Below are 24,664 nucleotides of genomic sequence, written 5' to 3'. Positions count from 1 at the left end.
CAGCACGGCGACCTGGCCGGTGGTCAGGGCCGTCATGTCGGCGACTTCCAGACCCTGGATCTGGACGGTGCTCAGCGTGGCGATCTGGTTGGTGCCCATGCTGGCCACCGCGTCGCTCGTCAGGCTGTTGATCTGGTCGGAGCTCAGGCCGCGCAGCGCATTCGTCGTGACCGCACGCAGGTCGGCCGTCTCCAGCTTGGACAGCTGGTCGGTCGTGAGGGCGGCGACTTGGGTCGAGCTCAGGGCCGCGAACTGCTGCGTGCCCATGGCGTTGAGGTTGTCTGTGGCGAGATTGCCGACCTGGTTGGCCGTCAGCGCGGCAATCTGGCCGGTGGACAGCTTGTTGAACTGGTCGACCTGGCCCGTCGTCAGCGAGTTGATCTGGCTGCTGGACAGGGCGCGCAGCTGGTCGGACGTGAGGCCGTCGAGCTGGGCGTTGGACAGGGCGCGCAGGGCCAGCGTCGACAGGGACTTGATGTCGCCGGCTTCAATGGCGGCGAGCTGATCGGTCGACAGACCTTGGGCCTGGGCCGAGGACAGGACGGCGACCTGCGCGGTGCCCAGGGCGGCCATGTCGGCGGCCTCAAGGCCCTGGATCTGGACGGTGCTGAGCGAAGCGATCTGCGCCGTCGTCAGGCTGCCAACTTCATCGCTGGTCAGGCTGTTGACCTGGTCACTGGACAGGCCGCGCAGGGCCGTCGTCGTCACGGCGCGCAGGTCGGCCGTTTCGAGCTTGGAGAGCTGGTCGGTCGTCAGCGCGCCGACCTGGGCCGAGCTCAGGGCCGCAAACTGCTGCGTGCCCATGGCGTTGAGGTTGTCGGTGGCGAGGTTGCCGATCTGGTTGGCAGTCAGCGCGGCGATCTGGGCGGTGCTGAGCTTGTTGAACTGGTCGCTGGTCAGGCTGTTCAGGTCGTCGGTGTTCAGGTTCTGCACCTGGGCCGTCGTCAGCGAGTTGATCTGGCCGCTGGACAGGGCGCGCAGCTGGTCGGAGGTGAGGCCGTCGATCTGGGCGTTGGACAGGGCGCGCAGCGCCACAGTCGACAGCGACTTCATGTCAGCTGCCTCGATGGCCGACAGCTGGTCGGTGCTGAGGGCCTGCGCCTGGGCGGAGGACAGCACGGCGACCTGGGCCGTGCCCAGGGCGGCCATGTCGGCGGCCTCCAGGCCTTGGACCTGGACGGTGGACAGTGCGGCGATCTGGCCGGTGGTCAGGCTGCCGACGGCGTCGCTGGCCAGGCTTTGCACCTGGTCGCTGGACAGGCCGCGCAACGCGGCGGTCGTCACGGCACGCAGGTCGGCCGTTTCCAGCTTGGACAGCTGGTCGGTCGTCAGCGCGCCGAACTGAGCCGACGTCAGCACCGCAAACTGGGCCGAGCCCATCGCGTTCAAGTTGTCGGTCGCGAGATTGCCCAGCTGGTTGGCGCTCAGCGCCTGGACCTGCGCGGTGGCGAGGCGTGCGAACTGCTCGCTCGTCAGGCTGTTCAGGTCATCGGTGTTCAGGTTGGAGACCTGAGCGGTCGTCAGGGCATTGACCTGGCCCGTTGCCAGCGCGCGCAGCTGGTCGGAGGTCAGGCCGTCGAGCTGGGCGTTGGACAGCGAACGCAGGGCGACCGTCGACAGCGAGCGCATGTCGCCCGTTTCAATGGCCGCGAGCTGGTCGGTCGACAGGCCCTGCATCTGGACGGAAGACAGCACGGCGACTTGCGCGGTGCTCAGCGCCGCCATGTCGGCGGCTTCCAGGCCTTGGACCTGCACGCTGGTCAGTGAGGCGATCTGGCCGGTGCTCAGCGCAGCGACTTCATCGCTGGTCAGGCTGTTGATCTGGTCGGAGCTGAGGCCGCGCAGGGCGGCGGTCGTCACCGCGCGCAGGTCGGCCGTCTCCAGCTTGGAAAGCTGGTCGGTCGTCAGGGCAGCAAGCTGGGTCGAGCTCAGTGCAGCGAACTGCTGCGTGCCCAGCGCGTTGAGGGTGTCGGTCGCCAGGTTGCCGAGCTGGTTGGCGGTCAGCGCCGCGACCTGCACGGTGGTCAGCTTGTTGAGCTGATCGCTTGTCAGGCTGCCGAGGTCGTCGGTGTTCAGGTTGCTGATCTGGCCCGTCGTCAGGGCCATGATCTGGCCGCTGGTCAGCGCACGCAATTGGTCGGATGTCAGGCCATCGAGCTGCGCATTCGACAGAGCGCGCAGGGCCAGCGTCGACAGCGACTTCATGTCAGCCGCGTCGATGACCGAGAGCTGGTCGGTGCTGAGGGCCTGCGCCTGCGCGGAGGACAGCACGGCGACCTGTGCCGTGCCCAGTGCCCCCATGTCGGCAGCTTCCAGGCCTTGGACCTGGACGGTCGACAGCGCGGCGATCTGGCCGGTAGTCAGGCTGCCGACGGCGTCACTGGCCAGGCTTTGCACTTGGTCGCTGGACAGGCCGCGCAGCGCGGCGGTGGTCACGGCACGCAGGTCGGCCGTTTCCAGTTTGGACAGCTGGTCGGTCGTCAGCGCGCCGATTTGCCCGGAGTTCAGCACGCTGAACTGGGCGGTGCCCAGGGAATTGAGGTTGTCGGTGGCCAGATTGGCGACTTGGTCGCTCGTCAGCGCAGCGACCTGGGCGGTGGACAGCCTATTGAACTGGTCGCTGGTGAAGCTGTTCAAGTCCTCGGTATTCAGGCTGCGGACCTGTGCCGTGGTCAGCGAATTGACCTGGCCGGTCGTCAGCGCACGCAACTGGTCGCTGGTCAGGCCATCGAGCTGGGTGCTGGTCAGCGCGCGCAGGGCGCCGGTCGTCAGGAAGCGCAGATCGCCGGTTTCGATGGCGGCGAGCTGGTCGGTCGACAGGCTGAACGCCTGGGCCGTTGTCAGCGCGGCGACCTGGCCGGTCGTCAGCGCGACCATGTCGGCGGCGTCAAACCCCTTGATCTGGACGCTCGTCAGCGCGGCGATCTGGCCGCTGCTCATCGCTTGCAGCTGGTCGGTGGTGATGGCGCCGATCTGGTCGGAGCCAAAGCCGCGCAGCGAGGAAGTAGTGATCGCGCGGAAGTCTTCCGTCTGGAAGGCGCGAATCTGGTCGCTCGCGAGTGCGGACAGCCCGGTCGACGTGATCGCCGCCATCTGCGCCGTGGTCAACGCAACCAGCTGATCGGTGCTGAAAGCCGCCCAGTCTTCCGTCGTGAAGTCCCTGATGTTCTGGGTAGTCAGCCCGGGAATGTTTGCGACGGAGATATAGGGGACGATGGTCGCCATGGCTTTTCACCTGCTGTTGTGCTGATTGGCGGCTGACTCGGATCAGTCAGCAGCCGTGCGTCTAGTCAAACCTGCGCCGACGCGGCGCTTTGTTCTCGTCCAGCAAAACCACGCGTCAAGGTGGTTCCGCAGGGGCTGGCTTCGAGTCACGGGCCTAACCGTTCAGGCAGACATGTAACTCGAAGTTTTTTGAGCTTCAGTCGGTTATCGGGCCAGCCGCACCTGACTTGAGGGCAAAGCGCTCATTTCGGGCTTGGTTGGTGCGAAATTTGGCAATACAGCCGCGTCGAGGACACCTAGACGGGGGCTGGTTTACCCACTGATGAGCATGCTAGTGAGGCTTGCGCCGTTTCACGTCGCGATAAGGGCGTGCTTTCGGTGGCAGTTCACGACCGACCCAAATGCGGTCAGGAAGCCGCTTGGGTAGCACTCAAGCCGTTACAAAAATGGGCTGTGACAAGTTCACGGCAGGCTTCCGCATCCCGCGAAAGCAGTGCCTTGACGATGGCGCGGTGTTCGTCCAGCGACTCCGCGAGCCGTCCCTCCCGGAACAGCGAATGGTGGCGATTGAGCTTCATGAGCCGGCGCAGGTCGCCAACGAACTGCAGCCGCCAGCGGTTGCCGTCGATCTCCAGCACTCGCATGTGAAAGCGCTCATTGGCTGCGAAGAAGGCGACGCGGTCGGGCAAGGCTTCTTCCAGCGACCGGTGCAGTTCGCCCAGTTCCTGCAACTGCTCATCGGTCGCGCGGGCGGCAACTTCGGCAGCGGCATCGCTTTCTAGCAAGGAGAGCAGTTGGTAGGCTTCCCGCACATCCCGCTCGCTCATCTCGGTCACGTAGGCGCCGCGGCGCAGCTTCATCGTCACCAGGCCTTCGCTGGCCAGCACCTTCAGCGCCTCTCGCAGCGGCGTGCGGCTGATGCCCAGCTCGCCGCAGAGCTTCAGCTCGTCGATCCAGGCGCCCGGTTCCAGTTCCCGTGTCAGGATCTGGTGGCGCAGCCGGTCGGCCACCTGCTCATACAGGGCTGAAGTGGCAAGTGGGGCGTGGTCGAGTGAACCGGCTGCGGGCATGGTTCCGAGTGTATGGGATCTGAATTCATAATTATGAATAATGCAGCTCGGCTATGATGGGCTTCTGTTACAGGAGAGTTTCGATGTCGGACGCGAGCCGGGAATCCAGCTCCAGGGGAGACACCCCGGAGTTCAAGACCGCCACGCTGGATCAGTGGCAAAAGGCCGCCGCCAAGTCGGCCCCGGGCGGTGACGTGAGCGCGTTGAACTGGGTCACGCCGGAAGGCCTGACGGTCAAGCCGCTCTACACGGCGGCCGACACCGCCGGCCTGCCGCATGCCGACACGTTGCCCGGCTTCGAGCCCTTCCTGCGCGGCCCGCAGGCAACGATGTATGCCGCCAGGCCCTGGACGATCCGCCAGTACGCCGGCTTCTCGACTGCCGAGGAAAGCAACGCCTTCTATCGCAAGGCGCTCGCCGCCGGCGGGCAGGGCGTGTCGGTCGCCTTCGACCTGGCCACCCACCGCGGCTACGACAGCGATCACCCGCGCGTGACCGGCGACGTCGGCAAGGCCGGCGTGGCCATCGACTCGGTGGAGGACATGAAGATCCTGTTCGACGGCATTCCGCTGGACAAGGTGTCCGTCTCCATGACGATGAACGGCGCCGTGTTGCCGGTGCTGGCCGGCTACGTCGTCGCGGCTGAAGAGCAGGGCGTGCCGCAGGACAAGTTGGCGGGGACCATCCAGAACGACATCCTCAAGGAGTTCATGGTCCGCAACACCTACATCTACCCGCCGGAGCCGTCGATGCGCATCGTCGGCGACATCATCGAATACACGGCGCGGGAGATGCCCAAGTTCAACTCCATCAGCATCTCCGGCTATCACATGCAGGAGGCCGGCGCCAACCAGGCGCTGGAGCTGGCGTTCACGCTGGCCGATGGCCAGGAGTATGTGAAGACGGCCCTGGCCAAGGGCCTGAGCGTCGACGACTTCGCGCCGCGACTGTCGTTCTTCTGGGCCATCGGGATGAACTTCTATCTCGAGATCGCCAAGATGCGCGCGGCACGCCTGCTGTGGTGCCGCATCATGAAGGGCTTCGGCGCGACGTCGCCCAAGAGCCTGATGCTGCGCACCCACTGCCAGACCTCGGGATGGAGCCTGACCGCCCAGGATCCGTACAACAACGTGGTGCGCACCACCATCGAAGCCATGGCCGCCGTGTTCGGCGGCACGCAAAGCCTGCACACCAACTCGCTGGACGAAGCCATCGCGCTGCCCACCGAGTTCAGCAGCCGCATCGCACGCAACACCCAGCTCATCATTCAGGAAGAGACCCACATCACCAGCGTCGTCGACCCCTGGGCCGGCAGCTACATGATGGAGAGGCTCACTCAGGACATGGCCGACAAGGCCTGGGAGATCATCGAAGAGGTCAATGCGCAGGGCGGCATGATCAAGGCGGTGGACTCGGGCTGGGCCAAGCTGAAGATCGAGGCCAGCGCCGCCGAGAAGCAGGCGCGCATCGACTCCGGCCAGGACGTCATCGTCGGCGTCAACAAATACAAGCTGGCCAAGGAAGACCCCATCGACATCCTCGACGTCGACAACGTCAAGGTGCGTGACGGCCAGATCGAGCGGCTGAAGAACATCAAGGCCACGCGCGATGCGGCCGCCGTTCAGGCTGCGCTCACGTTGCTCACGCAAGCTGCCGAGACCGGCGAATGCAATCTGCTGGACCTGGCCATCAAGGCGGTGCGCCTGCGCGCGACGGTGGGCGAGGTGTCCAACGCGCTCGAAGCCGTCTTCGGACGCCACCGCGCCGACACGCACAAGGTCAGCGGCGTCTACGCGGCGGCCTACGACTCGGCCGAGGGCTGGGCCAAGCTGCAGGCCGAGATCGCCGCCTTCGGCGACGAACAGGGCCGCCGCCCGCGCGTGATGATCGCCAAGCTCGGCCAGGATGGCCATGACCGCGGCGCCAAGGTGGTCGCCACCGCCTTTGCCGACCTCGGCTTCGACGTCGACATCGGCCCGCTGTTCCAGACCCCCGAGGAATGCGCCCGCCAGGCCATCGAGAACGACGTGCACGCGGTGGGTATCTCCACGCTGGCCGCCGGCCACAAGACGCTGGTGCCGGCCATCATTGCCGAGCTCAAGAAGCAGGGCGCCGACGACATCATCGTGTTCGTCGGTGGCGTCATCCCGGCGCAGGATTACGACATGCTGTACGCGGCGGGCGTGAAGGGCATCTACGGCCCGGGCACGCCGATTCCGGCCAGCGCCAAGGACGTGCTGGAGCAGATCCGGGCACAGGTGACCGCCTGATGACGCCGACACTGGCACCCGTCGTGGATGCCGACTTCGAGGCCATGCTGTCCCTGCGCATCGAGGCGCTGCGCGAGAGCCTGGAGCGGCTTGGCCGCTTCAGCCCCGAGGTCGCGCGGGCCCGGCTGCAAAGCCAGTTCCGGCCCGAGTGGATGCAGCATCTGGTCGTGCGTGGCGAGCGCGTCGTCTACTTCACCGTCGAGCGGCGCGCCGGCGAGCTGCGACTGCACCACCTCTATCTGCGCCCTGAAGCGCAAGGGCGGGGCGTGGGCGCCTGGGTGCTCGACCAGATCAAGTCGCAAGGCCTGCCCATCACGCTGGCCGCACTGCGCGATAGCCGCGCCAACGATTTCTATCGCCGCCATGGCTTCCAGGTTGTCGAGGAGCAGGACTTCGACATCGAATACCGCTGGGAGGCCGCTTGAGCCTCGCCGGACCGCTGCAAGCCGGTGACCGCCGCGCGCTGGCCAAGGCCATCACGCTGATCGAGTCCACGCGCGCCGACCACCGCGAGCAGGCCGATGCGCTGCTGACCGAGCTGATGCCCGCCACCGGCGGCGCGCTGCGCCTGGGCATCTCCGGCGTCCCGGGCGTCGGCAAGAGCACCTTCATCGAAGCCTTCGGCCTGTTACTGCTGGAGCGTGGCCACCGCGTGGCGGTGCTGACGGTGGACCCGTCGAGCACCGTGTCCGGCGGCGCCATCCTGGGCGACAAGACGCGCATGGAAAGGCTGTCCATGGACTTGCGCGCCTTCATCCGCCCCAGCCCCAGCAGTGGCACGCTCGGGGGCGTGGCGGAGAAGACGCGCGAGGCCATGCTGCTGTGCGAGGCGGCGGGCCACGACGTCGTCATCGTCGAGACGGTCGGTGTCGGCCAGAGCGAAACCGCGGTGGCCGGCATGACCGACCTCTACCTGCTGCTGCAGCTGCCCAATGCGGGCGACGACCTGCAGGCCATCAAGAAGGGCGTCATGGAGCTGGCCGACCTGGTCGTCATCAACAAGGCCGACCTGGACGACGCGGCTGCCACGCGCGCGCAGGCGCAGATCATGTCGGCGCTGCGCCTGCTGCCTACGCATGCCCACGCCACGCAGCGGGTCATGAAGGTCAGTGCGCTGAAGGCGGACGGCATTGCGCCGGTGTGGGACGCGCTGACTGCGCTGCGCACGGCAAGCGAAGCCAGCGGCGCCTGGGTGGCCAAACGCCGCGAGCAGTCGCTCGCGTGGATGTGGGAGCGCATCCAGTCCGGCCTCAAGCAGGCCTTTGTCGCGCATCCTGCCGTGAAGAGCCAGCTCGACGCCACCACCGCCGCCGTTCGAGACGGCCGCACGCCGGCATCCACCGCCGCGCGCCAGCTGCTGGCCACCTTTCGGAGCAAAACATGATCACCGGCCTGCATCACATCAATCTGCGTGCACCTGCTGAGCTTCTGGTCACGCTGCGCGATTTCTATCGCAACGTGCTCGGCCTGGAGCAGGGCCCGCGGCCGGACTTCGGCAGCGCGGGTTACTGGCTTTATGCCGGCGGCCACCCGGTCGTCCACCTGTCCGCGCAGCGGGCCGATGAAGCGGTGCGCCGCCCGGTGAACCCCGCCGCGCCGACGACCTACGACCACACCGCCTTCTTCGGCACCGATCCGGTGGCCACCGCGGCGCACCTGCGCGAGTGCGGCGTGGCCTTCCACGAATCCCGCTCCGCCGTCACCGGCCAGCACCAGTTCTTCCTCCAAGACCCCGCCGGCAATGGCGTGGAGATCAATTTCCCGTTTGAAGGCTAGACCCTCATGCAAGACATCCTGCAAGCACTTGAAGCCAAGCGCGCGCGCGCCCGGCTCGGCGGTGGCGAGAAGCGCATTGCCGCCCAGCACGCCAAGGGCAAGCTGACCGCGCGCGAACGGCTGGAACTGCTCTTCGACGAAGGCAGCTTCGAGGAATGGGACATGTTCGTCGAGCACCGCTGCGTGGACTTCGGCATGCAGGACAACAAGATCCCCGGCGATGGTGTCGTGACTGGCTACGGCATGATCAACGGCCGCCTCGCCTTCGCCTTCAGCCAGGACTTCACGGTCTTTGGCGGCGCGCTGTCCGAGGCCCACGCCGAGAAGATCTGCAAGGTGATGGACCAGGCCATGAAGGTCGGCGCCCCGGTCATCGGCCTGAACGATTCGGGCGGCGCACGCATCCAGGAAGGTGTCGCGTCGCTGGGCGGTTATGCCGACGTCTTCCAGCGCAATGTGATGGCCTCCGGCGTCGTGCCGCAGATCAGCATGATCATGGGCCCCTGCGCGGGTGGTGCGGTCTATTCGCCCGCCATGACGGACTTCATCTTCATGGTGAAGGACAGCAGCTACATGTTCGTGACCGGCCCCGAGGTCGTGAAGACCGTGACGCACGAGGAAGTGACCGCCGAAGAGCTGGGTGGCGCGACGACGCACAACAGCCGCAGCGGCGTGGCCGATCTGTCGTTCGAGAACGATGTGGAAGCGCTGCTGATGCTGCGCCGCTTCTTCAACTACCTGCCGCTGTCCAACCGCGAGAAGGCGCCTTGCCGCCCCAGCGGCGATCCGGCCACGCGCCTGGATCACTCGCTCGACACGCTGGTGCCGGAGAACCCGAACAAGCCCTACGACATCAAGGAACTGATCCTCAAGGTCGTCGACGACGGCGACTTCTTCGAACTGCAGCCCGACTTCGAACTGCAGCCCGACTACGCCAAGAACATCGTCACCGGTTTTGGCCGCATGGAAGGACAGACGGTGGGCATCGTCGCCAATCAGCCGCTGGTGCTGGCCGGCTGCCTGGACATCAAAAGCAGCATCAAGGCCGCGCGCTTCGTGCGCTTCTGCGACGCTTTCAACATCCCGGTCGTCACATTCGTCGACGTGCCCGGCTTTATGCCCGGTACCTCGCAGGAGTACGGCGGCATCATCAAGCACGGCGCCAAGCTGCTCTACGCCTATGCCGAATGCACGGTGCCCAAGATCACCGTCATCACCCGCAAGGCCTATGGCGGCGCGTACGACGTGATGGCCTCCAAGCATCTGCGTGGCGACGTCAACTTCGCCTGGCCCAACGCCGAGATTGCGGTGATGGGCGCCAAGGGCGCGGTGGAGATCATCTTCCGCGAGGACAAGAAGGACCCGGCCAAGCTGGCCGAGCGCGAGGCCGAGTACAAGGCCCGCTTCGCCAACCCCTTTGTCGCGGGCGCGCGTGGCTTCATCGACGACGTGATTCAGCCGCACGAGACGCGCAAGCGCATCTGCCGCTCGCTGTCGATGCTCAAGGACAAGAAGCTGGAGAACCCGTGGCGCAAGCACGGGAACATTCCGTTGTGAGCAAGGCGACCTGCGCGGCCGAGGCCCGGCGCCTCACCGATATTCCGAACATCGGCAAGTCGATGGAAGCGGACCTGGTCGGGCTTGGCATCACGACGCCCGCGGACGTGAAGCGGATGGATCCGATGAAGACCTACGAACGCCTCCGCGACCCGATGGGCCAGCGCCATGACCCCTGCGTGCTCGACACCTTCATGGCCGCCCATGACTTCATGAACGGTGTGCCCGCCCAGCCGTGGTGGCACTTCACCGAGCAGCGCAAGAAGCTGCTCGGCAAGACGAAATAGCGAGGCAACCATGTTTGACAAGATCCTCATCGCCAATCGGGGTACCCACGCCGAAGGCGCGGTCGCTTTAGCGACAAATGGCTTGCTGGACGGCGCAGCCGGACAGGCAGGCGAGTTCCCCGCGGAGCCACCCCATGTTTGACAAAATTCTCATCGCCAACCGCGGGGAAATCGCCTGCCGCGTGATCGCGACTGCCAAGAAGATGGGCATCGCCACCGTGGCCGTCTATTCCGAAGCGGACAAGGACGCCCGCCATGTCGAGCTGGCCGACGAGGCCGTGCTGCTCGGTCCGGCGCCGTCGCGCGAGAGCTATCTCGTCGCCGACAAGATCATTGCCGCCGCGAAGAGCACCGGCGCGCAGGCCATCCACCCCGGCTACGGCTTCCTCAGCGAGAACGAAGCCTTCGCGCGCCGCGTCGAGGAGGAAGGCCTGGTCTTCATCGGCCCCAAGCACGGCAGCATCACCGCGATGGGCGACAAGATCGCGTCCAAGAAGCTGGCGACCGCGGCCGGCGTCAACACCATCCCCGGCCACAACGAGCCCATCCTGTCGGCCGAAGAGGCTGTCGGCATCGCCGCGAAGATCGGCTACCCGGTCATGATCAAGGCCAGCGCCGGTGGCGGCGGCAAGGGCTTGCGCGTGGCCTTCAACGACAAGGAAGCCTTCGAGGGCTTCACGTCCTGCCGCAACGAGGCACGCAACAGCTTCGGCGACGACCGCGTCTTCATCGAGAAGTTCGTCGAGGAGCCCCGCCACATCGAGATCCAGGTGCTGGGCGATGCGCAAGGCAACGTCGTCTACTTGTGGGAGCGCGAATGCTCCATCCAGCGCCGCCACCAGAAGGTCATCGAGGAAGCGCCGTCGCCCTTCATCAGCGAGACCACGCGCCGCGCGATGGGCGAGCAGGCAGTGGCGCTGGCCAAGGCCGTCAGCTACCAGAGCGCTGGCACGGTCGAGTTCGTCGTCGGCAAGGATCAGGGCTTCTACTTCCTGGAGATGAACACGCGGCTGCAGGTGGAGCACCCGGTCACCGAGTGCATCACCGGGCTGGATCTGGTCGAGCAGATGATCCGCGTCGCCGCGGGCGAGCCGCTGACGTTCACGCAGGAGCAGATCAGGCGCGAGGGCTGGGCGATCGAGTGCCGCATCAATGCGGAAGATCCGTTCCGCAACTTCCTGCCTTCCACCGGGCGACTGGTGCGTTATCAGCCGCCCGAGACGACGATGGCGCAGGCCGAGCCGCAGCGCTTTGGCGTGCGTGTGGACACCGGCGTCTACGAGGGCGGCGAGATTCCGATGTTCTACGACTCGATGATCGCCAAGCTCATCGTGCACGGCCGCGACCGAGGGGACGCCATCGCCAAGATGCGCGAGGCGCTGAACGGCTTTGTGATCCGCGGCGTGTCGAGCAACATTCCCTTCCAGGCGGCGCTGCTCGGCCATGCGGACTTCGCGACCGGCAACTTCAACACCGGCTTCATCGCCCAGCACTACGCCGCCGGCTTCAAGGCCGAGGACGTGCCGCATGCCGACCCGCTTTTTCTGGTGGCGTTGGCAGGTTTCATCCGTCGCAAGGCGCGCGAGCGCGAGGCCGGCATCAGCGGCCAGCTGCGCGGCCACGAGGTGCAGATCGAGCACGACTATGTCGCCGTCGTGAACGTGGGTGGAGGCCGCAGCGAGCGCCATGCGCTGCACATCAGCGAGTTCGCGGGCGCCTTGGGCGAGGCGCGTGTGCAGGTCGGCGAGAAGGACTACCGCATCGCCTCCAACTCGCGGCTGAACGATGTGCGCATCAGCGGCACCGTCAACGGTCTGGCGTTCACGGCGCAGGCCGAGCGCGGCACGGCCAAGAACCCGCTGGCCTATCGCATCCATCACGGTGGCCGTTCCATCGAGCTGACGGTGCTGAGCCCGCGTGCTGCCGAACTGCAGGCACTGATGCCCTACAAGGCGCCGCCCGACACGTCCAAGCTGCTGCTCTCGCCCATGCCCGGGCTGCTTGTCCATCTTGGCGCCGACGTCGGGCAGACCGTGCAGGCCGGCGAGCGGCTTGCAGTCATCGAGGCGATGAAGATGGAGAACATCCTCACTGCGTCACAAGACGTCACGGTCGCCGAGGTGTTGGCCAAACCGGGCGAGAGCCTGGCGGTGGACCAGCCCATCCTGCGCTTTGCCTGAAGCGACGGTTGCCATCGTCGGCGCGGGCGTCGCCGGCGCTGCGGCGGCCATCCGGCTTGCCGAGCGTGGCGTGCCGGTCGACCTGTACGAAGCCGTGCCCGAGCCGCGCCCCATCGGCGCGGGGCTGCTGCTGCAACCGACGGGTCAGCGCGTGCTCGCGGCCATGGGCCTGCTGGACGAGGCGCTGCTGCTCGGCACGCGCGTGGACCGCTTGTTCGGCGACACGCCATCCGGGCGCGCGGTGCTGGACATGAGCTATCGGCGTTTTCATCCCGACGCCTATGGCCTGGGCATTCAGCGTGGCGCACTGATGGGCCTGTTGTGGAAGCGCCTGCGCGAGCTGAACATCCGCTGGCATTGCGGCGTGGCGGTCGAGGGCTTCGAGCAGGACGAGGCGGGCGTGACACTGCGCATGCCCGATGGCCGCACCGCCAGGCATGCCGCGCTGGTCCTGGCCAACGGCAGCTTCTCCAGGCTGCGCGACGGCATGAAGGTCCGCCAACGCGCGCAAGCGTTTCCCTGGGGCGCCGTCTGGACGGTGCTGCCGGCACCGCCGGGCTTTCCACAGATCGAGCTGCGCCAGCGCTTTCAGTCCGCGGCCAAGATGCTCGGCTTGATGCCCGTCGGCAAGGTGGACCATGACGACGCCGAGCACGGCATCAATCTGTTCTGGAGCTTGCCCGTGGTCGAACTCGACGGTTGGCATCAGCGCATCGGCCTGAGCCGTCTCAAGCAGCAGATGACCGATCTCTTTCCCGACGTCGCGCCGCTGCTGGCCGGCCTGGTTGATGCGGCCCAGCTGCGCGAGGCCCGCTATGCCGATGTCTGGATGTCACGCTGGCATGACGGCCGCGTGCTCGCCCTCGGCGACTGCGCCCACGGCATGAGCCCGCAGCTGGGGCAGGGCGCCAACATGGCGCTGATCGATGCGCACGAGCTCGCGGCGGAGGTCGACAGCGATTGGCCGCGCGTCTTCGAGCGCTACAGCCGGCGCCGCCGCGCCCATCTGCGCTTCTACGGCCAGGCCAGCAAGGGCCTGACGCCGATGTTCCAGTCCCACGCCGTCGTCGCGCCCTGGCTGCGGGACCGCTTCTTCGGGTGGGGTGGGCGCCTGCCCTATATCCATCAACAGTCCATCGCCACGCTGGCCGGCGTCAAGACCGGCTGGCTGTGGGGGCGGCTCAAACTCTGAATGCCATGACCCCATCGACTCGCCCCTTCAAGATCCTAAGCCTGCAGCAGATCGCCATCGGCGGCCTCGACAAGGTCCGCCTGCGTCGCCTGTGGGTCGACCTGCTCGGCCTGCCGGTGACCGGCAGCTTCAGCAGCGAGCGCGAGAACGTCGACGAGGACATCTGCACGCTGGGGCAGGGCGCGCATGCAGTCGAGGTGGACCTGATGCAGCCGCTGGACCCCGACAGGAAGCCGGCCGTGCATGCCACGCCGCTCAACCACGTCGGCCTGTGGGTGGACGACCTGCCTGCGGCAGTGCAGTGGCTGGAGGCGCAAGGGCTGCGCTTTGCGCCGGGCGGCATTCGCAAAGGCGCCGCTGGCCACGACATCTGCTTCGTGCATCCCAAGGGCAGCGAGCAGTTCCCGTTTGGCGGCGAGGGTGTGCTGATTGAACTCGTCCAGGCGCCAGCGGAAGTCCTCACGGCACTCAAGGCGGACTGATAGCTTCTGCGGGACGGTAGCGGTCCGGGCGATAGGGATGGAACGCTTGGGCTTCGCGGTGCAAGATGCGCGCGGTCGTTGGAAGGCTGATGCCCAGGCCGAATCCAACCAGTGGTCGCTTGGCCGATCTTCAAACAGGGGCGCTGCGCAAACGGGAGGTTCAGGTGACGTCTGTCTACTACGAACAGTCACGACCGGAGGTCAGGCCCTTCGTGCCCGCCGGCAGCCTGCGCTTGCTGGAGATCGGCTGCGCAGAAGGCCGGTTCATGGCAGGCTTGAAGGCCGAACGCTGTGGCATTTATGCCGTGGGCATCGAGCCGTATCCGGACGCTGCCCGAAAGGCAGCCAACGTCTTTGACCGGTTGGTCCAGGCGCCCGTCGAGGCCGCACTCGACAGCCTGAGCGACGAAGCGCCCTTCGATTGCGTCGTCGCCAATGACGTGCTGGAGCACCTCGTCGATCCTTGGGCCGTCCTGCAGCGGATCGGCCGCCATCTCGCAGCCGACGGCTGCGTGGTGGCGTCTCTGCCCAATATTCGGCATTGGCCAACGCTGAACGCACTGTTCCTTGGCGGCCGTTGGGACTATGCGAACTGCGGCATTCTTGACCGCACCCATCTGCGGTTCTTCACGCGTAAAAGTCTGCCGGAACTGTTTGAGCGGGCCGGTCTGGCGCTGACGACCTGCGATGGCGTCAACGCCGGCGAACTGCCCTGGAAGATCGCTTTGCTCAACCGCATGCTCTCGGGTCGGTTCGATGACACCCGCTATCAGCAGTTTGTCTGCGTCGCTCACCGAACGAAGCCGGGGCCCGCATGACTGGCCGGCGCTTCAGTCCGCCGGCGCCGCGACTTCCCGGCCTGCGAAGCGCCGCTTGAGGAATCACTGCTTCCGCTGAATTCCAGCTGCGCCTAATCTGCACCCAGCAAAACTTGCGCGTGCTGCGCTGGGCTCACCGGCCCGTGGCACACCGGGAGGCGAGGGGGCCACAAGCCATTTCGCGAGTTCGGTCGCAAGGCTTTGCTCGGCGCGGGCCAGAATGCGCGGCTTCTCACGCCGCTGCCGCCGATGCGTCCCTACACCGTTTTGTTCGCCCTGCTGCTGCCGACCTTCGCGCAGGCCTGGGGCAACCACACCCCCATGTGCTACCGGGCCTTCGAGCGCATGCCGGAGGTGGCGAACGCAGCGGCCGTCAAGGCCGAGCCCCTCGTCGATTTCCTGCGCGCGCAGGAGGCCGCCATTGCCGCCAGGCTGGACGCTCAGGAAGCGTTGCTGCGCGAGCGCCTGAAGGGGCATGCGCCACGCCCCGAGGCGCTGCGCTTTGTGGCCGACGCCAAGCGGAGTGACGACGAACGACGCGCCGCCGTCCTGCGTGCGCTGCGTCTGTCGCCCCAGGCCAGGCTGGCGCTCTATCTTCAGATCGACCCGCGCAACCCCGACGCCAGCCGCCCTGCACTGGATGTCGGCGTGGTCAGTGCTGCCACCCCGGGCAAGGGCGCAACCCAGCGCTTCGTGGCGCTGCAGCCCGGCGAGGCGGTGGCACCCCTGGCCGTGCTGGCGTCGGCCTGCGACGAGCCGGACTATGGCCACGACCTCAATCTGTTCGACGACAACCCGGGCAGCCCGGCCGACCCGGCTTACGGCTTCGGTAAGCAGCCGTTCGGGAACGCGGCGGTCGCCATCGGCTCGCAGGCGCCTTTCCACATGGGCTTTTTCCACCAGGGCACCATCTTCAACACGCTGGCGCCCAGCTTTGCGCGCACCTTCACGGAGCTGCGCGTGCAGCAGTACAGCGCATTGGCCGCGCTCGCCTGGCAGACCGGCCATGCCTACTGGGGTTGGCGCTTTGCGGGCATGGCCCTGCACCATGTCGAGGACCTAACGCAGCCCTATCACGCCAGCGCTGCACCGGGCGCGACGCTGGGCCACATGATGTGGGTCAACCTGAAGGCGCAGCTCGGCGCTCCGGCTGACCGCCAGGGGTTGGTGGTGCTGCAGAGCAATCGCCATTTCGTGCTGGAGCAGTTCCAGACCCGCTGGATCATCGACAACGCGCAGCAGCGCCGCGATGGCCCGCTCGAATTGGCCCTGCGCGACACGGCTCGCGACGCGCGCTACCCGGCCTGGGGGTTCGACTATGTGCGAGAGGTCGTCGCGGCCGAGGCCTTCAAGGCAGGGCCGGCGACGGATGCGGCCGTCGTTGTCGGCGCGCCGGCGAAATTTGTCACTGACCCCAATTTGGATTTCGCCGCCAACGAGGCGCGGTTTGGCCCTGAACTGACGCGCGACATGCAAGGCCAGCGCGATGCCTTGCAAGGGGCCGTCGCAGAGCTGCTCGGCCACTTCGGCGCACACAGTCGGAACGCAGTGCGCGGCATGCTGAAAGAGGCGGCTCAACCCCGCCGTTGAAATTCGTCGTTCGCGAAGCGGCCGTCGCTTTCTGGCGCAGAATCGCCTTCTTCGCGAAGGCTATGCTGGAGTCCAACTCATCATGCGACACGACCTCACCACCCTCAACCTCGTGCTGGCCATCGAGCAGACGCGCTCGATCACCCGCGGTGCTGCCCAGGAACACCTGGCTTTGGCGGCCGCCAGCAAGCGCCTTTCTGACCTGGAAAGTCGCCTGGGTGTGCAGCTCTTCGAGCGCCGCGCCCGCGGCGTCGAGCCGACCGAGGCGGGGCGGGCGTTGGTGCGCCACATCCGTTCGCTGCACGCGTCGCTCTATGCCCTCGAAACCGAGGTCATGGAGTTCTCGCGCGGCATCAAGGGTCATCTGCGCATCGCCTCCAACACTAGCGCGATTGCCGAGTGCCTGCCGCCCTATCTGGTGGAGTTTTCGCAAGCGCATGCGCAGATCCGCATCAGCCTGGAAGACCTGACCAGCGCCGAGGTGCAGGCGGCGGTGGCCGAAGGCCGTGCGGACGTCGGCGTCTTCGCCGGTCCCGTGCTCGACAACCGCGTGCAGACCTGGACATTCGCGACCGGGCGCCTGGCGGCCCTGGTGCCGCTGAAGCACCCGCTGGCCAACAAGGAGGCCGTCACCTTCGATGACCTGATGGCCTATGACCTCATCGGCCTGCATGCCGGCGCCAGCGCCCAGGAGTTGATGCGCGAGCAGGCAGCGGTGCTGGGCAAGACCTTGAACGCACGCTGGCAGGTGCGCGGCTTCGACGGCATCGCGCAGCTGGTCGAGTCCGGCCTTGGCGTGGCCGTGCTGCCTGAACAACCGGCCGAACGCTTCACACGCGTCTTCGGCGTGCGCTGCCTGCGACTTGAAGAGTCGTGGGCCGAACGCGACTATTACCTGGGTGTGCTGCGCCAACAGCGCCTGCCGACCGTCGTGCAGCGCTTTGTCGACACCCTCATTCCCCGCGAGAAGCAATGACCGCACGAACCCTTTACGACAAGCTCTGGGATGAGCATGTCGTGCACACCGAGCCCGATGGCACGGCGCTGCTTTACATCGACCGCCATCTCGTCCATGAGGTGACCAGCCCGCAGGCCTTCGAAGGCCTGGACCTGGCCGGCCGCAAGGTCTGGCGCCTTAGCGCCAACCTGGCCGTCAGCGACCACAACGTTCCGACCACGGACCGCTCGCAAGGCATCGCCGACCCGATATCCAAACTGCAGGTCGACACGCTGGACGCCAACTGCGACCGCGTCGGCATCACGCAGTTCAAGATGAACGACAAGCGCCAGGGCATCGTGCACGTCATCGGCCCGGAGCAGGGCGCGACGCTGCCCGGCATGACCGTCGTCTGCGGCGACAGCCACACGTCCACGCATGGGGCCTTTGGTGCGCTGGCGCATGGCATCGGCACGAGTGAGGTCGAGCATGTGCTGGCCACGCAGACGCTGTCGGCCAAGAAGGCCAAGAACCTGCTTGTCAAGGTCGAAGGCCAGTTGCCCAAGGGCGTCGGCGCCAAGGACATCGTGTTGGCCATCATCGGCAAAATCGGCACGGCCGGCGGCAACGGCTACACCATCGAGTTCGCGGGCGCGGCCATCCGCTCACTCTCGATGGAAGGTCGTATGACCGTCTGCAACATGGCCATCGAAGCCGGCGCTCGCGCAGGCCTCATCGGCGTGGACGACACGACGATCAATTACGTCAAAGGCCGCCCCTTCTCGCCGAATGGTGTCGAATGGGATCAGGCCGTCGCCTACTGGCGCACGCTGCACACCGACGCCGGCGCTCATTTCGACAAGATCGTCGAGCTGGATGCCGCGCAGATCCGCCCGCAAGTGACCTGGGGCACCTCGCCGGAGATGGTGTTGTCCGTCGACGACCGCGTGCCTGATCCCGACAAGGAAAAGGACGCTGTCAAGCGGGGCGCCATCGAGCGCGCGCTGACGTACATGGCGCTGGAGCCCAACAAGGCCATCAGCGACATCCATGTCGACAAGGTCTTCATCGGCTCCTGCACCAACAGCCGCATCGAGGACATGCGCGAAGCCGCCGCCGTCGTGAAGCGCGTGGGCGGGCGCCTGGCCAAGAACATCAAGCTGGCCCTCGTCGTGCCGGGCTCCGGCCTCGTCAAGGCGCAGGCCGAGGCCGAAGGCCTGGACCAGGTCTTCAAGGCCGCCGGCTTCGAGTGGCGCGAGCCGGGCTGCTCCATGTGCCTGGCGATGAACGCCGACCGGCTTGAGCCGGGCGAGCGCTGCGCCTCCACCAGCAACCGCAACTTCGAAGGCCGCCAAGGCGCCGGTGGCCGCACCCACCTCGTCAGCCCCGCGATGGCTGCCGCCGCAGCGATGGCCGGTCACTTTGTCGACGTCCGCACGTTGAGCTAAGTCATGGACAAGTTCACCATCCATAAAGGGCTGGTCGCGCCGATGGACCGCGACAACGTCGATACCGACGCCATCATCCCCAAGCAGTTCCTGAAGTCGATCAAGCGCAGCGGCTTCGGCCCCAACCTGTTCGACGAGTGGCGCTATCTGGACCACGGCGAGCCCGGCCAGGACCCGGCCAGCCGCAAGCTCAATCCCGACTTCGTGCTGAACCAGCCGCGCTATGCCGGTGCCAGCGTGCTGATCGCGCGCAGCAACTTCGGCTGCGGCTCCAGCCGCGAGCACGCGCCCTGGGCGCTGCAGCAGTACGGCTTCCGCGCCATCCTGGCGCCCAGCTTCGCCGACATCTTCTTCAACAACTGCTTCAAGAACGGGCTGCTGCCCATCGTGCTGCCCGAGCGCGCCATCGCGCAGTTGTTCGACGAGGTCTATGCCTTTCCCGGCTACCAACTCATCGTCGACCTGCCGCGCCAGGTGGTGGTCAAGCCCGACGGCGCCGAGCTGCCCTTCGACATCGAGCCCTTCCGCAAGGAGTGCCTGATCGGCGGCCTCGACGAGATCGGCCTGACGCTGCAGCACACCGACAAGATCCGCGCCTTTGAGGCCGCGCGCATCGCCAGCAAGCCCTGGCTGAACAACCGAGTGATTTGAGATGAAGAAGATTGCAGTACTGCCGGGCGACGGCATCGGCCCCGAGATCATGGCCGAGGCCGTCAAGGTGCTGAACGCACTGGACCTGCCTTTGCAACTCGACTGGGCCGACGTCGGCGGCAAGGCCTATGACACCAGCGGCCACCCGCTGCCGCCCGCCACGCTGAAGCTGGCGCAGGAAGCCGACGCGGTGCTGTTCGGCGCCGTGGGCGACTGGAAGTACGACAAGCTGGAGCGTTCGCTGCGGCCTGAACAGGCCATTCTCGGGTTGCGCAAGGCGCTGGGCCTGTTTGCAAACTTTCGCCCGGCCATCTGCTACGAGCAACTGACGCATGCGTCATCGCTGAAGCCCGAGCTGGTTGCCGGCCTGGACATCCTGCTCATCCGCGAACTTACCGGCGACATCTACTTCGGCCAGCCCCGCGGCCGTCGCACGGCCGTGGACGGCCACTTCCCCGGCGCCGACGAAGCCTTCGACACGATGCGCTATTCGCGCCCCGAGATCGAGCGCATCGCCCACGTCGCCTTCCAGGCGGCCCGCAAGCGCAGCAAGCGCCTGACCAGCGTCGACAAGGCCAACGTGCTGGAGACCTCGCAGTTCTGGAAGGACATCGTCATCGAAGTCCACGCCCAGTACCCCGATGTCGAGCTGGACCACATGTACGTGGACAACGCCGCCATGCAGCTCGTCAAGGCGCCCAAGAAGTTCGACGTCGTCGTGACCGGCAACATGTTCGGCGACATCCTCTCGGACGAAGCGGCGATGCTGACCGGCTCCATCGGCATGCTGCCGTCCGCCTCGTTGGATGCCAACAACAAGGGCCTCTACGAACCCAGCCACGGCAGCGCGCCGGACATCGCGGGCAAGGGGATCGCCAACCCGCTGGCTACAATCCTGTCCGCTGCCATGATGCTCAAGTTCTCCCTCAACCAAGCCGACGCTGCCGCTCGTATCGAGACGGCCGTGCAGTCGGTGCTGGCCCAGGGCTTGCGCACGGCCGACATCTGGTCCGAAGGCACCTCGAAGGTCACGACCCTCGAGATGGGCGACGCTGTCGTCAAAGCCATTACGACCACGAAAACCATCAAGAGCTAACGCTCCGTCTCGTCTCGCCCCTCCAAACCCGGCGAACGAGCCGGGGCCCGAAGTGGATGGGGTTTGGTGAAGCAAAGGAAAGATGATGACGACCTTGGTAGGCCTCGTAGGCTGGCGCGGCATGGTGGGCTCGGTGCTCATGGATCGCATGACCGCTGAGCGCGATTTCGACCTGATCGAGCCGCTGTTCTTCTCGACCTCCAACGCCGGCGGCGCTGCCCCGGCCCAGGCCAAGAACGAGAAGACGCTGCAGAGCGGCTTCGACATCGACCAGCTCAAGCGCTGCGACATCATCATCACCGCCCAGGGCGGCGACTACACGAGCGAGGTCTACCCCAAGCTGCGCGCTGCTGGCTGGACGGGCCACTGGATCGACGCCGCCTCGACGCTGCGCATGGCCGATGACGCCGTCATCATCCTGGACCCCGTCAACCGCCCGGTCATCGACCAGGCGCTGAGCAACGGCGGCAAGAACTGGATCGGCGGCAACTGCACCGTCAGCTGCATGCTGATGGGCGTGGGCGCGCTGTACAAGGCCGGGCTCGTCGAATGGATGTCCACGCAGACCTACCAGGCCGCTTCCGGCGGTGGTGCTCAGCACATGCGCGAACTGCTGACGCAGTACGGCACGCTGAATGCCGCCGTCAAGCCGCTGCTGGACGACCCCAAGAGCGCCATCCTCGAGATCGACCGCCAGGTCATCGCCAAGCAGCGCTCGCTGTCGGCCGACGAGACCGCCAACTTCGGCGTGCCGCTGGGTGGCTCCTTGATCCCCTGGATCGACAAGGACCTGGGCAATGGCATGTCCAAGGAAGAGTGGAAGGGCATGGCCGAGACGAACAAGATCCTCGGCAATGGATCGGCTCAGGCCATCCCCGTCGACGGTTTCTGCGTCCGAGTCGGCGCCATGCGCTGCCACAGCCAAGCCCTGACCTTTAAGCTCAAGAAGGACGTGCCGCTGGCCGACATCGAAGCCATGATCGCCGCCGACAACGAATGGGTGAAGCTGGTGCCCAACACGCGCGACGCCACCATCCGTGACCTGACCCCAGTGGCGGTGACGGGCACGATGACCATCCCCGTCGGTCGTGTGCGCAAGCTCGCCATGGGCCCCGAGTACCTTGGCGCCTTCACCATCGGTGACCAACTGCTGTGGGGTGCGGCCGAGCCGCTGCGCCGGATGCTGCGCATCCTGCTCGAACGCTGAGTACGACGACGCCTCGCCCGCGCGAGGCGTATTCACTTACGGTCTTTTACGGTTTGACCTAGGGTTCACCCCGGTCCGGATATTGAATCGAAACGACACATCACATACCCCTTGAGCATTTCAGCGTATATGCTTGATCCCGTTGTGTTTTTGATTCCAGACTCGACAAGGCCATGACGTGCAAACCAGCGTGCAGACCCGGTTCATGCAGCGCGTGCTGAAGATCGAGAAAGGCGGGGCCCAGGGCTCCGCCTTGTTGCTTTGGGGAATGCCTTGAAAGACCACATTCGCGACGCATTCGGGGGAGTTCGACCCATGGGCTTTGCTCGTCACCACCTCGCGCTCGCCGCCTTGCTCGTCATCAGCGGGAGTGCGCAGGCGCTCGGGCTGGGGCGGTTGAATGTCCAATCCGCGCTCGGCGAGACGATGCGTGCCGAGATCGACGTCACCAGCCTGACGCCGGAAGAAGCTGCGACGCTCAAAGTGCGCGTCGCCCCGCCCGAGTCCTACCGCTCGTCCGGCGTCGAATACAACCCCGTCCTGACCTCGGCCCAGGTGCAGGTCGTGCGCAACAACGGGCGCACGGTGCTGCGGGTCAGCAGCGACCGCTCGGTGCAGGAGCCCTTCGTCGATGTCATCCTTGAGGTGACCTGGGCCAGTGGCCGCCTGGTGCGCGAATACACACTGCTTTTCGATCCGCCCAGCCTGCCCAAGCCCGCACCGGTCATCACTGCGCCGCCCGCCATGGCGGCGGCTCCAGCTGCACCCGTTTCGAGCGAGGCCGTGCCCGCGCCAGCGCCGGCCGTGACGACGGCGTTGCCGCGCAACGGCTCTGCGACGCCACCGGCGGCGGTTGCCCGCACGCCTGCGCCAGCGCCAGCAGCGGTGCGCCCGTCCGTTACCGCAGCCTCCGAATATTCGGTGCGCCCCGGCGATTCGCTGTCCAAGATCGCTGCGCGCACCCAGGCCAGCGGCATTTCCTTGGATCAGATGCTGGTGGGCCTGTTCCGCAACAACCCCGATGCCTTCATCGGCGGCAACATGAACCGGCTCAAGGCCGGCTCGGTGCTGCAGGTGCCTGCTGGCGACACGCTGGGGTCGGTTTCGAACAGCGAGGCGCGTCAGATCATCTTGGCCCAGAGCGCCGATTTCTCGGCCTATCGCCAGCGCCTCGCGTCGGCGGCGCCAACCTTGCAGACCAACGAGAGCGAGCGTCAATCCAAGGGCCAGGTGCAGGCCGCGGTCGAAGACCGAAAGCCCGCCGCCGCGCCCACGCCGGACAAGCTGACGCTGAGCAAGGCCGGGGCCCCCGCTGCAAGCGTGGCGGAAGCCAAGCTGTCCAAGGACACCGAGAAGAAAGATGCCGCTGCGCGCGTTGCTGAGCTGACCCGCAATGTCGAGGAGCTCAAGAAGCTCTCCAGCGCGGCCAAGCCTGCTGCGGCCGGTGCATCCGAGGCGCCCGCGCCGACCGCAGCGCCGACCTTGCCCGCGGTCGTCGCGACCGTCGACGCCGCATCGGCAGCCGCCTCCGTCCCGGAGCCCATCGTCGCCGCTGCCAGCGCAGCGCCGTCCAGGCCAGCCGCGCGCGCAAGCGCGCCGCTCGCCCCGCCGCCGGCTGCCGAGCCGCCTGGCTTCATCGAGCAATTGCTCGACAGCCCCATTGTCCTGCCGCTCGCTGGCGTCCTCGTTGCCGTGCTCGGCGGCCTGGGCCTTTATCGCCTGCGTTCGCGCCGCCCGGCCAATGCGGCCGAGACCGGTTTCCACGAAAGCCGCCTGCAGCCGGACTCGTTCTTTGGCGGCACCGGTGGCCAGCGTGTCGACACGCGCGACGCGCAGAACAGCGGCCAGTCGTCGATGAGCTACTCGCTGAGCCAGCTCGACGCCATCGGCGACGTCGATCCGGTGGCCGAGGCCGACGTCTACCTGGCCTATGGCCGCGACCTGCAAGCCGAGGAAATCCTCAAGGAAGCCCTGCGCGCCAATCCGACGCGCCTGGCCATTCGCCTCAAGTTGCTGGAGGTCTACGCCAAGCGCCGCGACACCAAGGGCTTCGAGCAGTTGGCCGTGCAGCTCTATGCCGAAACCAAGGGCTCTGGCGAAGATTGGGCCAAGGCGCAGGAGATGGGCCGCGGCATCGACCCGGACAACCCGCTCTACCAACCCGGCGGCGCGCCGGCCCACGTTGAGGACGGCCCCGAGTTGCGTCCCGAGCCGATGAATGCCAGCACCTTGCCGCAGACGGCCTTGCCGAGCGGCGCCCACGCGGCTGCGGCGGCTCATCTGGCAACCGACTCGATGGCACGCGGCGGCCCGGACACCGGCCCGGTCAGCGGTTTCGATCTGGCGCTGGATCTGGACCTCGATGCGGTCGAGCCGGTCTCGCCGAATGCGATGGCTGCGACCCAGGCCATGCCGGCTTCGGTCGAGCACGCGCCGCTGACGATGGACTTCGACATCTCCGGTCGCGGCGCGCGCACCGCACCGCCGGCGCCAGACCTGAGCTTCGACCTGAGCGGCATGGGCGGCCTGCCAAACGTGTCGTCGGCGCCGACCGCGCCCACCGACCTGGACTTCGACCTGGGCGAACCCACCCTGCCCGGCGAGACCAACCCCGATCACCTCGCCCAGGCGCTTGATGCGCTGGGCGATGACGACGGCGACCCGCTGCTGCGCCAGCTCGAACTGGCCGACGAGTTCCGGCAGATCGGCGATACCGAAGGCGCCCGCGAGGTGCTGCAGGAACTGATCCAGCGCGCCAGCGGCTCCTTGCGCGACCGCGCGCAAGCCATGTTGAACGACCTGCGCTAGGCGCGGCGCGATACTTCGACGCCCGGCCCGGCCGGGCGTTTTTGTTGGCGGGCAGCGCGTGAACCGCGCA

20 protein-coding genes are annotated in these 24,664 nt (G+C 66.7%); 18 read left to right on the top strand and 2 right to left on the bottom strand.

All coding sequences use genetic code 11. The features are described 5' to 3' along the window. Both ASC81_RS21555 and ASC81_RS21550 read right to left on the bottom strand, forming a co-directional pair. A partial coding sequence (locus ASC81_RS21555) for an S-layer family protein (RefSeq protein ID WP_056271712.1) occupies window positions 1-3,225 on the bottom strand: 3,225 nt, incomplete at its 3' end. Window positions 3,226-3,632: 407 nt separating this feature from the next. Then, window positions 3,633-4,295, bottom strand: a complete 663-nt coding sequence (locus ASC81_RS21550; RefSeq protein WP_056271709.1) for a GntR family transcriptional regulator — start codon at window positions 4,293-4,295, stop codon at window positions 3,633-3,635. Window positions 4,296-4,378: 83 nt separating this feature from the next. Between ASC81_RS21550 and scpA the strand changes: the two genes are divergently transcribed. From scpA to ASC81_RS21465, 18 genes are all read left to right on the top strand, one after another. Beyond that, window positions 4,379-6,565 (top strand): methylmalonyl-CoA mutase, encoded by a 2,187-nt coding sequence (scpA, locus tag ASC81_RS21545; RefSeq protein ID WP_056271707.1) that lies wholly within the window; start codon window positions 4,379-4,381, stop codon window positions 6,563-6,565. Beyond that, window positions 6,565-6,990 carry an N-acetyltransferase gene (locus ASC81_RS21540; protein ID WP_235533726.1) on the top strand — a complete coding sequence of 142 codons (426 nt, stop codon included), beginning with the start codon at window positions 6,565-6,567 and terminating at the stop codon, window positions 6,988-6,990. Before scpA ends, ASC81_RS21540 begins: the two co-directional genes overlap by 1 nt. After that, entirely contained in the window at window positions 6,987-7,949 is a 963-nt protein-coding gene (gene meaB / locus ASC81_RS21535; RefSeq protein ID WP_235533725.1) for a methylmalonyl Co-A mutase-associated GTPase MeaB, read from the top strand. The genes ASC81_RS21540 and meaB overlap by 4 nt, the downstream gene beginning before the upstream one ends. Next, window positions 7,946-8,341, top strand: coding sequence for a VOC family protein (locus ASC81_RS21530; RefSeq protein WP_056271702.1), 396 nt, complete (start codon window positions 7,946-7,948; stop codon window positions 8,339-8,341). Before meaB ends, ASC81_RS21530 begins: the two co-directional genes overlap by 4 nt. 6 nt (window positions 8,342-8,347) lie before the next feature. Beyond that, the gene (locus tag ASC81_RS21525) at window positions 8,348-9,898 is read left to right on the top strand and encodes an acyl-CoA carboxylase subunit beta (RefSeq protein ID WP_056271700.1); all 1,551 of its coding nucleotides are present in this window, start codon (window positions 8,348-8,350) and stop codon (window positions 9,896-9,898) included. Beyond that, window positions 9,895-10,185 (top strand): helix-hairpin-helix domain-containing protein, encoded by a 291-nt coding sequence (locus tag ASC81_RS21520; RefSeq protein WP_056271698.1) that lies wholly within the window; start codon window positions 9,895-9,897, stop codon window positions 10,183-10,185. Before ASC81_RS21525 ends, ASC81_RS21520 begins: the two co-directional genes overlap by 4 nt. Before the next feature lie 10 nt (window positions 10,186-10,195). Further along, the gene (locus ASC81_RS28110) at window positions 10,196-10,327 is read left to right on the top strand and encodes a hypothetical protein (RefSeq protein WP_255354449.1); all 132 of its coding nucleotides are present in this window, start codon (window positions 10,196-10,198) and stop codon (window positions 10,325-10,327) included. Next, window positions 10,320-12,365 carry an acetyl/propionyl/methylcrotonyl-CoA carboxylase subunit alpha gene (locus ASC81_RS21515; RefSeq protein ID WP_056271696.1) on the top strand — a complete coding sequence of 682 codons (2,046 nt, stop codon included), beginning with the start codon at window positions 10,320-10,322 and terminating at the stop codon, window positions 12,363-12,365. The genes ASC81_RS28110 and ASC81_RS21515 overlap by 8 nt, the downstream gene beginning before the upstream one ends. Then, complete coding sequence (locus ASC81_RS21510) at window positions 12,358-13,557, top strand: NAD(P)/FAD-dependent oxidoreductase (protein WP_056271695.1); 1,200 nt, start codon at window positions 12,358-12,360, stop codon at window positions 13,555-13,557. Before ASC81_RS21515 ends, ASC81_RS21510 begins: the two co-directional genes overlap by 8 nt. A 5-nt stretch (window positions 13,558-13,562) precedes the next feature. Then, complete coding sequence (locus ASC81_RS21505; RefSeq protein ID WP_056271692.1) at window positions 13,563-14,039, top strand: VOC family protein; 477 nt, start codon at window positions 13,563-13,565, stop codon at window positions 14,037-14,039. A gap of 119 nt (window positions 14,040-14,158) precedes the next feature. After that, window positions 14,159-14,857, top strand: coding sequence for a class I SAM-dependent methyltransferase (locus ASC81_RS21500; protein WP_162245943.1), 699 nt, complete (start codon window positions 14,159-14,161; stop codon window positions 14,855-14,857). A gap of 249 nt (window positions 14,858-15,106) precedes the next feature. Beyond that, window positions 15,107-16,447: a phospholipase gene (locus tag ASC81_RS21495; protein ID WP_156392342.1), complete on the top strand. Its 1,341-nt coding sequence runs from the start codon at window positions 15,107-15,109 to the stop codon at window positions 16,445-16,447. An 82-nt stretch (window positions 16,448-16,529) separates the two neighbouring features. Beyond that, on the top strand, window positions 16,530-17,423 hold the full coding sequence (locus tag ASC81_RS21490) for a LysR family transcriptional regulator (protein WP_056271684.1): 894 nt from the start codon (window positions 16,530-16,532) through the stop codon (window positions 17,421-17,423). Further along, complete coding sequence (gene leuC, locus ASC81_RS21485) at window positions 17,420-18,832, top strand: 3-isopropylmalate dehydratase large subunit (protein ID WP_056271681.1); 1,413 nt, start codon at window positions 17,420-17,422, stop codon at window positions 18,830-18,832. The genes ASC81_RS21490 and leuC overlap by 4 nt, the downstream gene beginning before the upstream one ends. A 3-nt stretch (window positions 18,833-18,835) precedes the next feature. Next, entirely contained in the window at window positions 18,836-19,483 is a 648-nt protein-coding gene (leuD, locus tag ASC81_RS21480) for a 3-isopropylmalate dehydratase small subunit (RefSeq protein WP_056271678.1), read from the top strand. A 1-nt stretch (window position 19,484) separates the two neighbouring features. Then, complete coding sequence (gene leuB / locus ASC81_RS21475) at window positions 19,485-20,579, top strand: 3-isopropylmalate dehydrogenase (RefSeq protein ID WP_056271674.1); 1,095 nt, start codon at window positions 19,485-19,487, stop codon at window positions 20,577-20,579. Window positions 20,580-20,664: 85 nt separating this feature from the next. Next, window positions 20,665-21,786, top strand: coding sequence for an aspartate-semialdehyde dehydrogenase (asd, locus tag ASC81_RS21470; protein ID WP_056271912.1), 1,122 nt, complete (start codon window positions 20,665-20,667; stop codon window positions 21,784-21,786). A 315-nt stretch (window positions 21,787-22,101) separates the two neighbouring features. Continuing rightward, on the top strand, window positions 22,102-24,594 hold the full coding sequence (locus tag ASC81_RS21465) for a FimV/HubP family polar landmark protein (protein ID WP_082536699.1): 2,493 nt from the start codon (window positions 22,102-22,104) through the stop codon (window positions 24,592-24,594). Window positions 24,595-24,664: the final 70 nt, after the last annotated feature.

Source organism: Pelomonas sp. Root405, assembly GCF_001425165.1.
GTDB lineage: Bacteria > Pseudomonadota > Gammaproteobacteria > Burkholderiales > Burkholderiaceae_C > Pelomonas.
The sequence above is the reverse complement of the archived record's forward strand: the minus strand, read 5'-3'. Positions and strand labels throughout refer to the sequence as shown.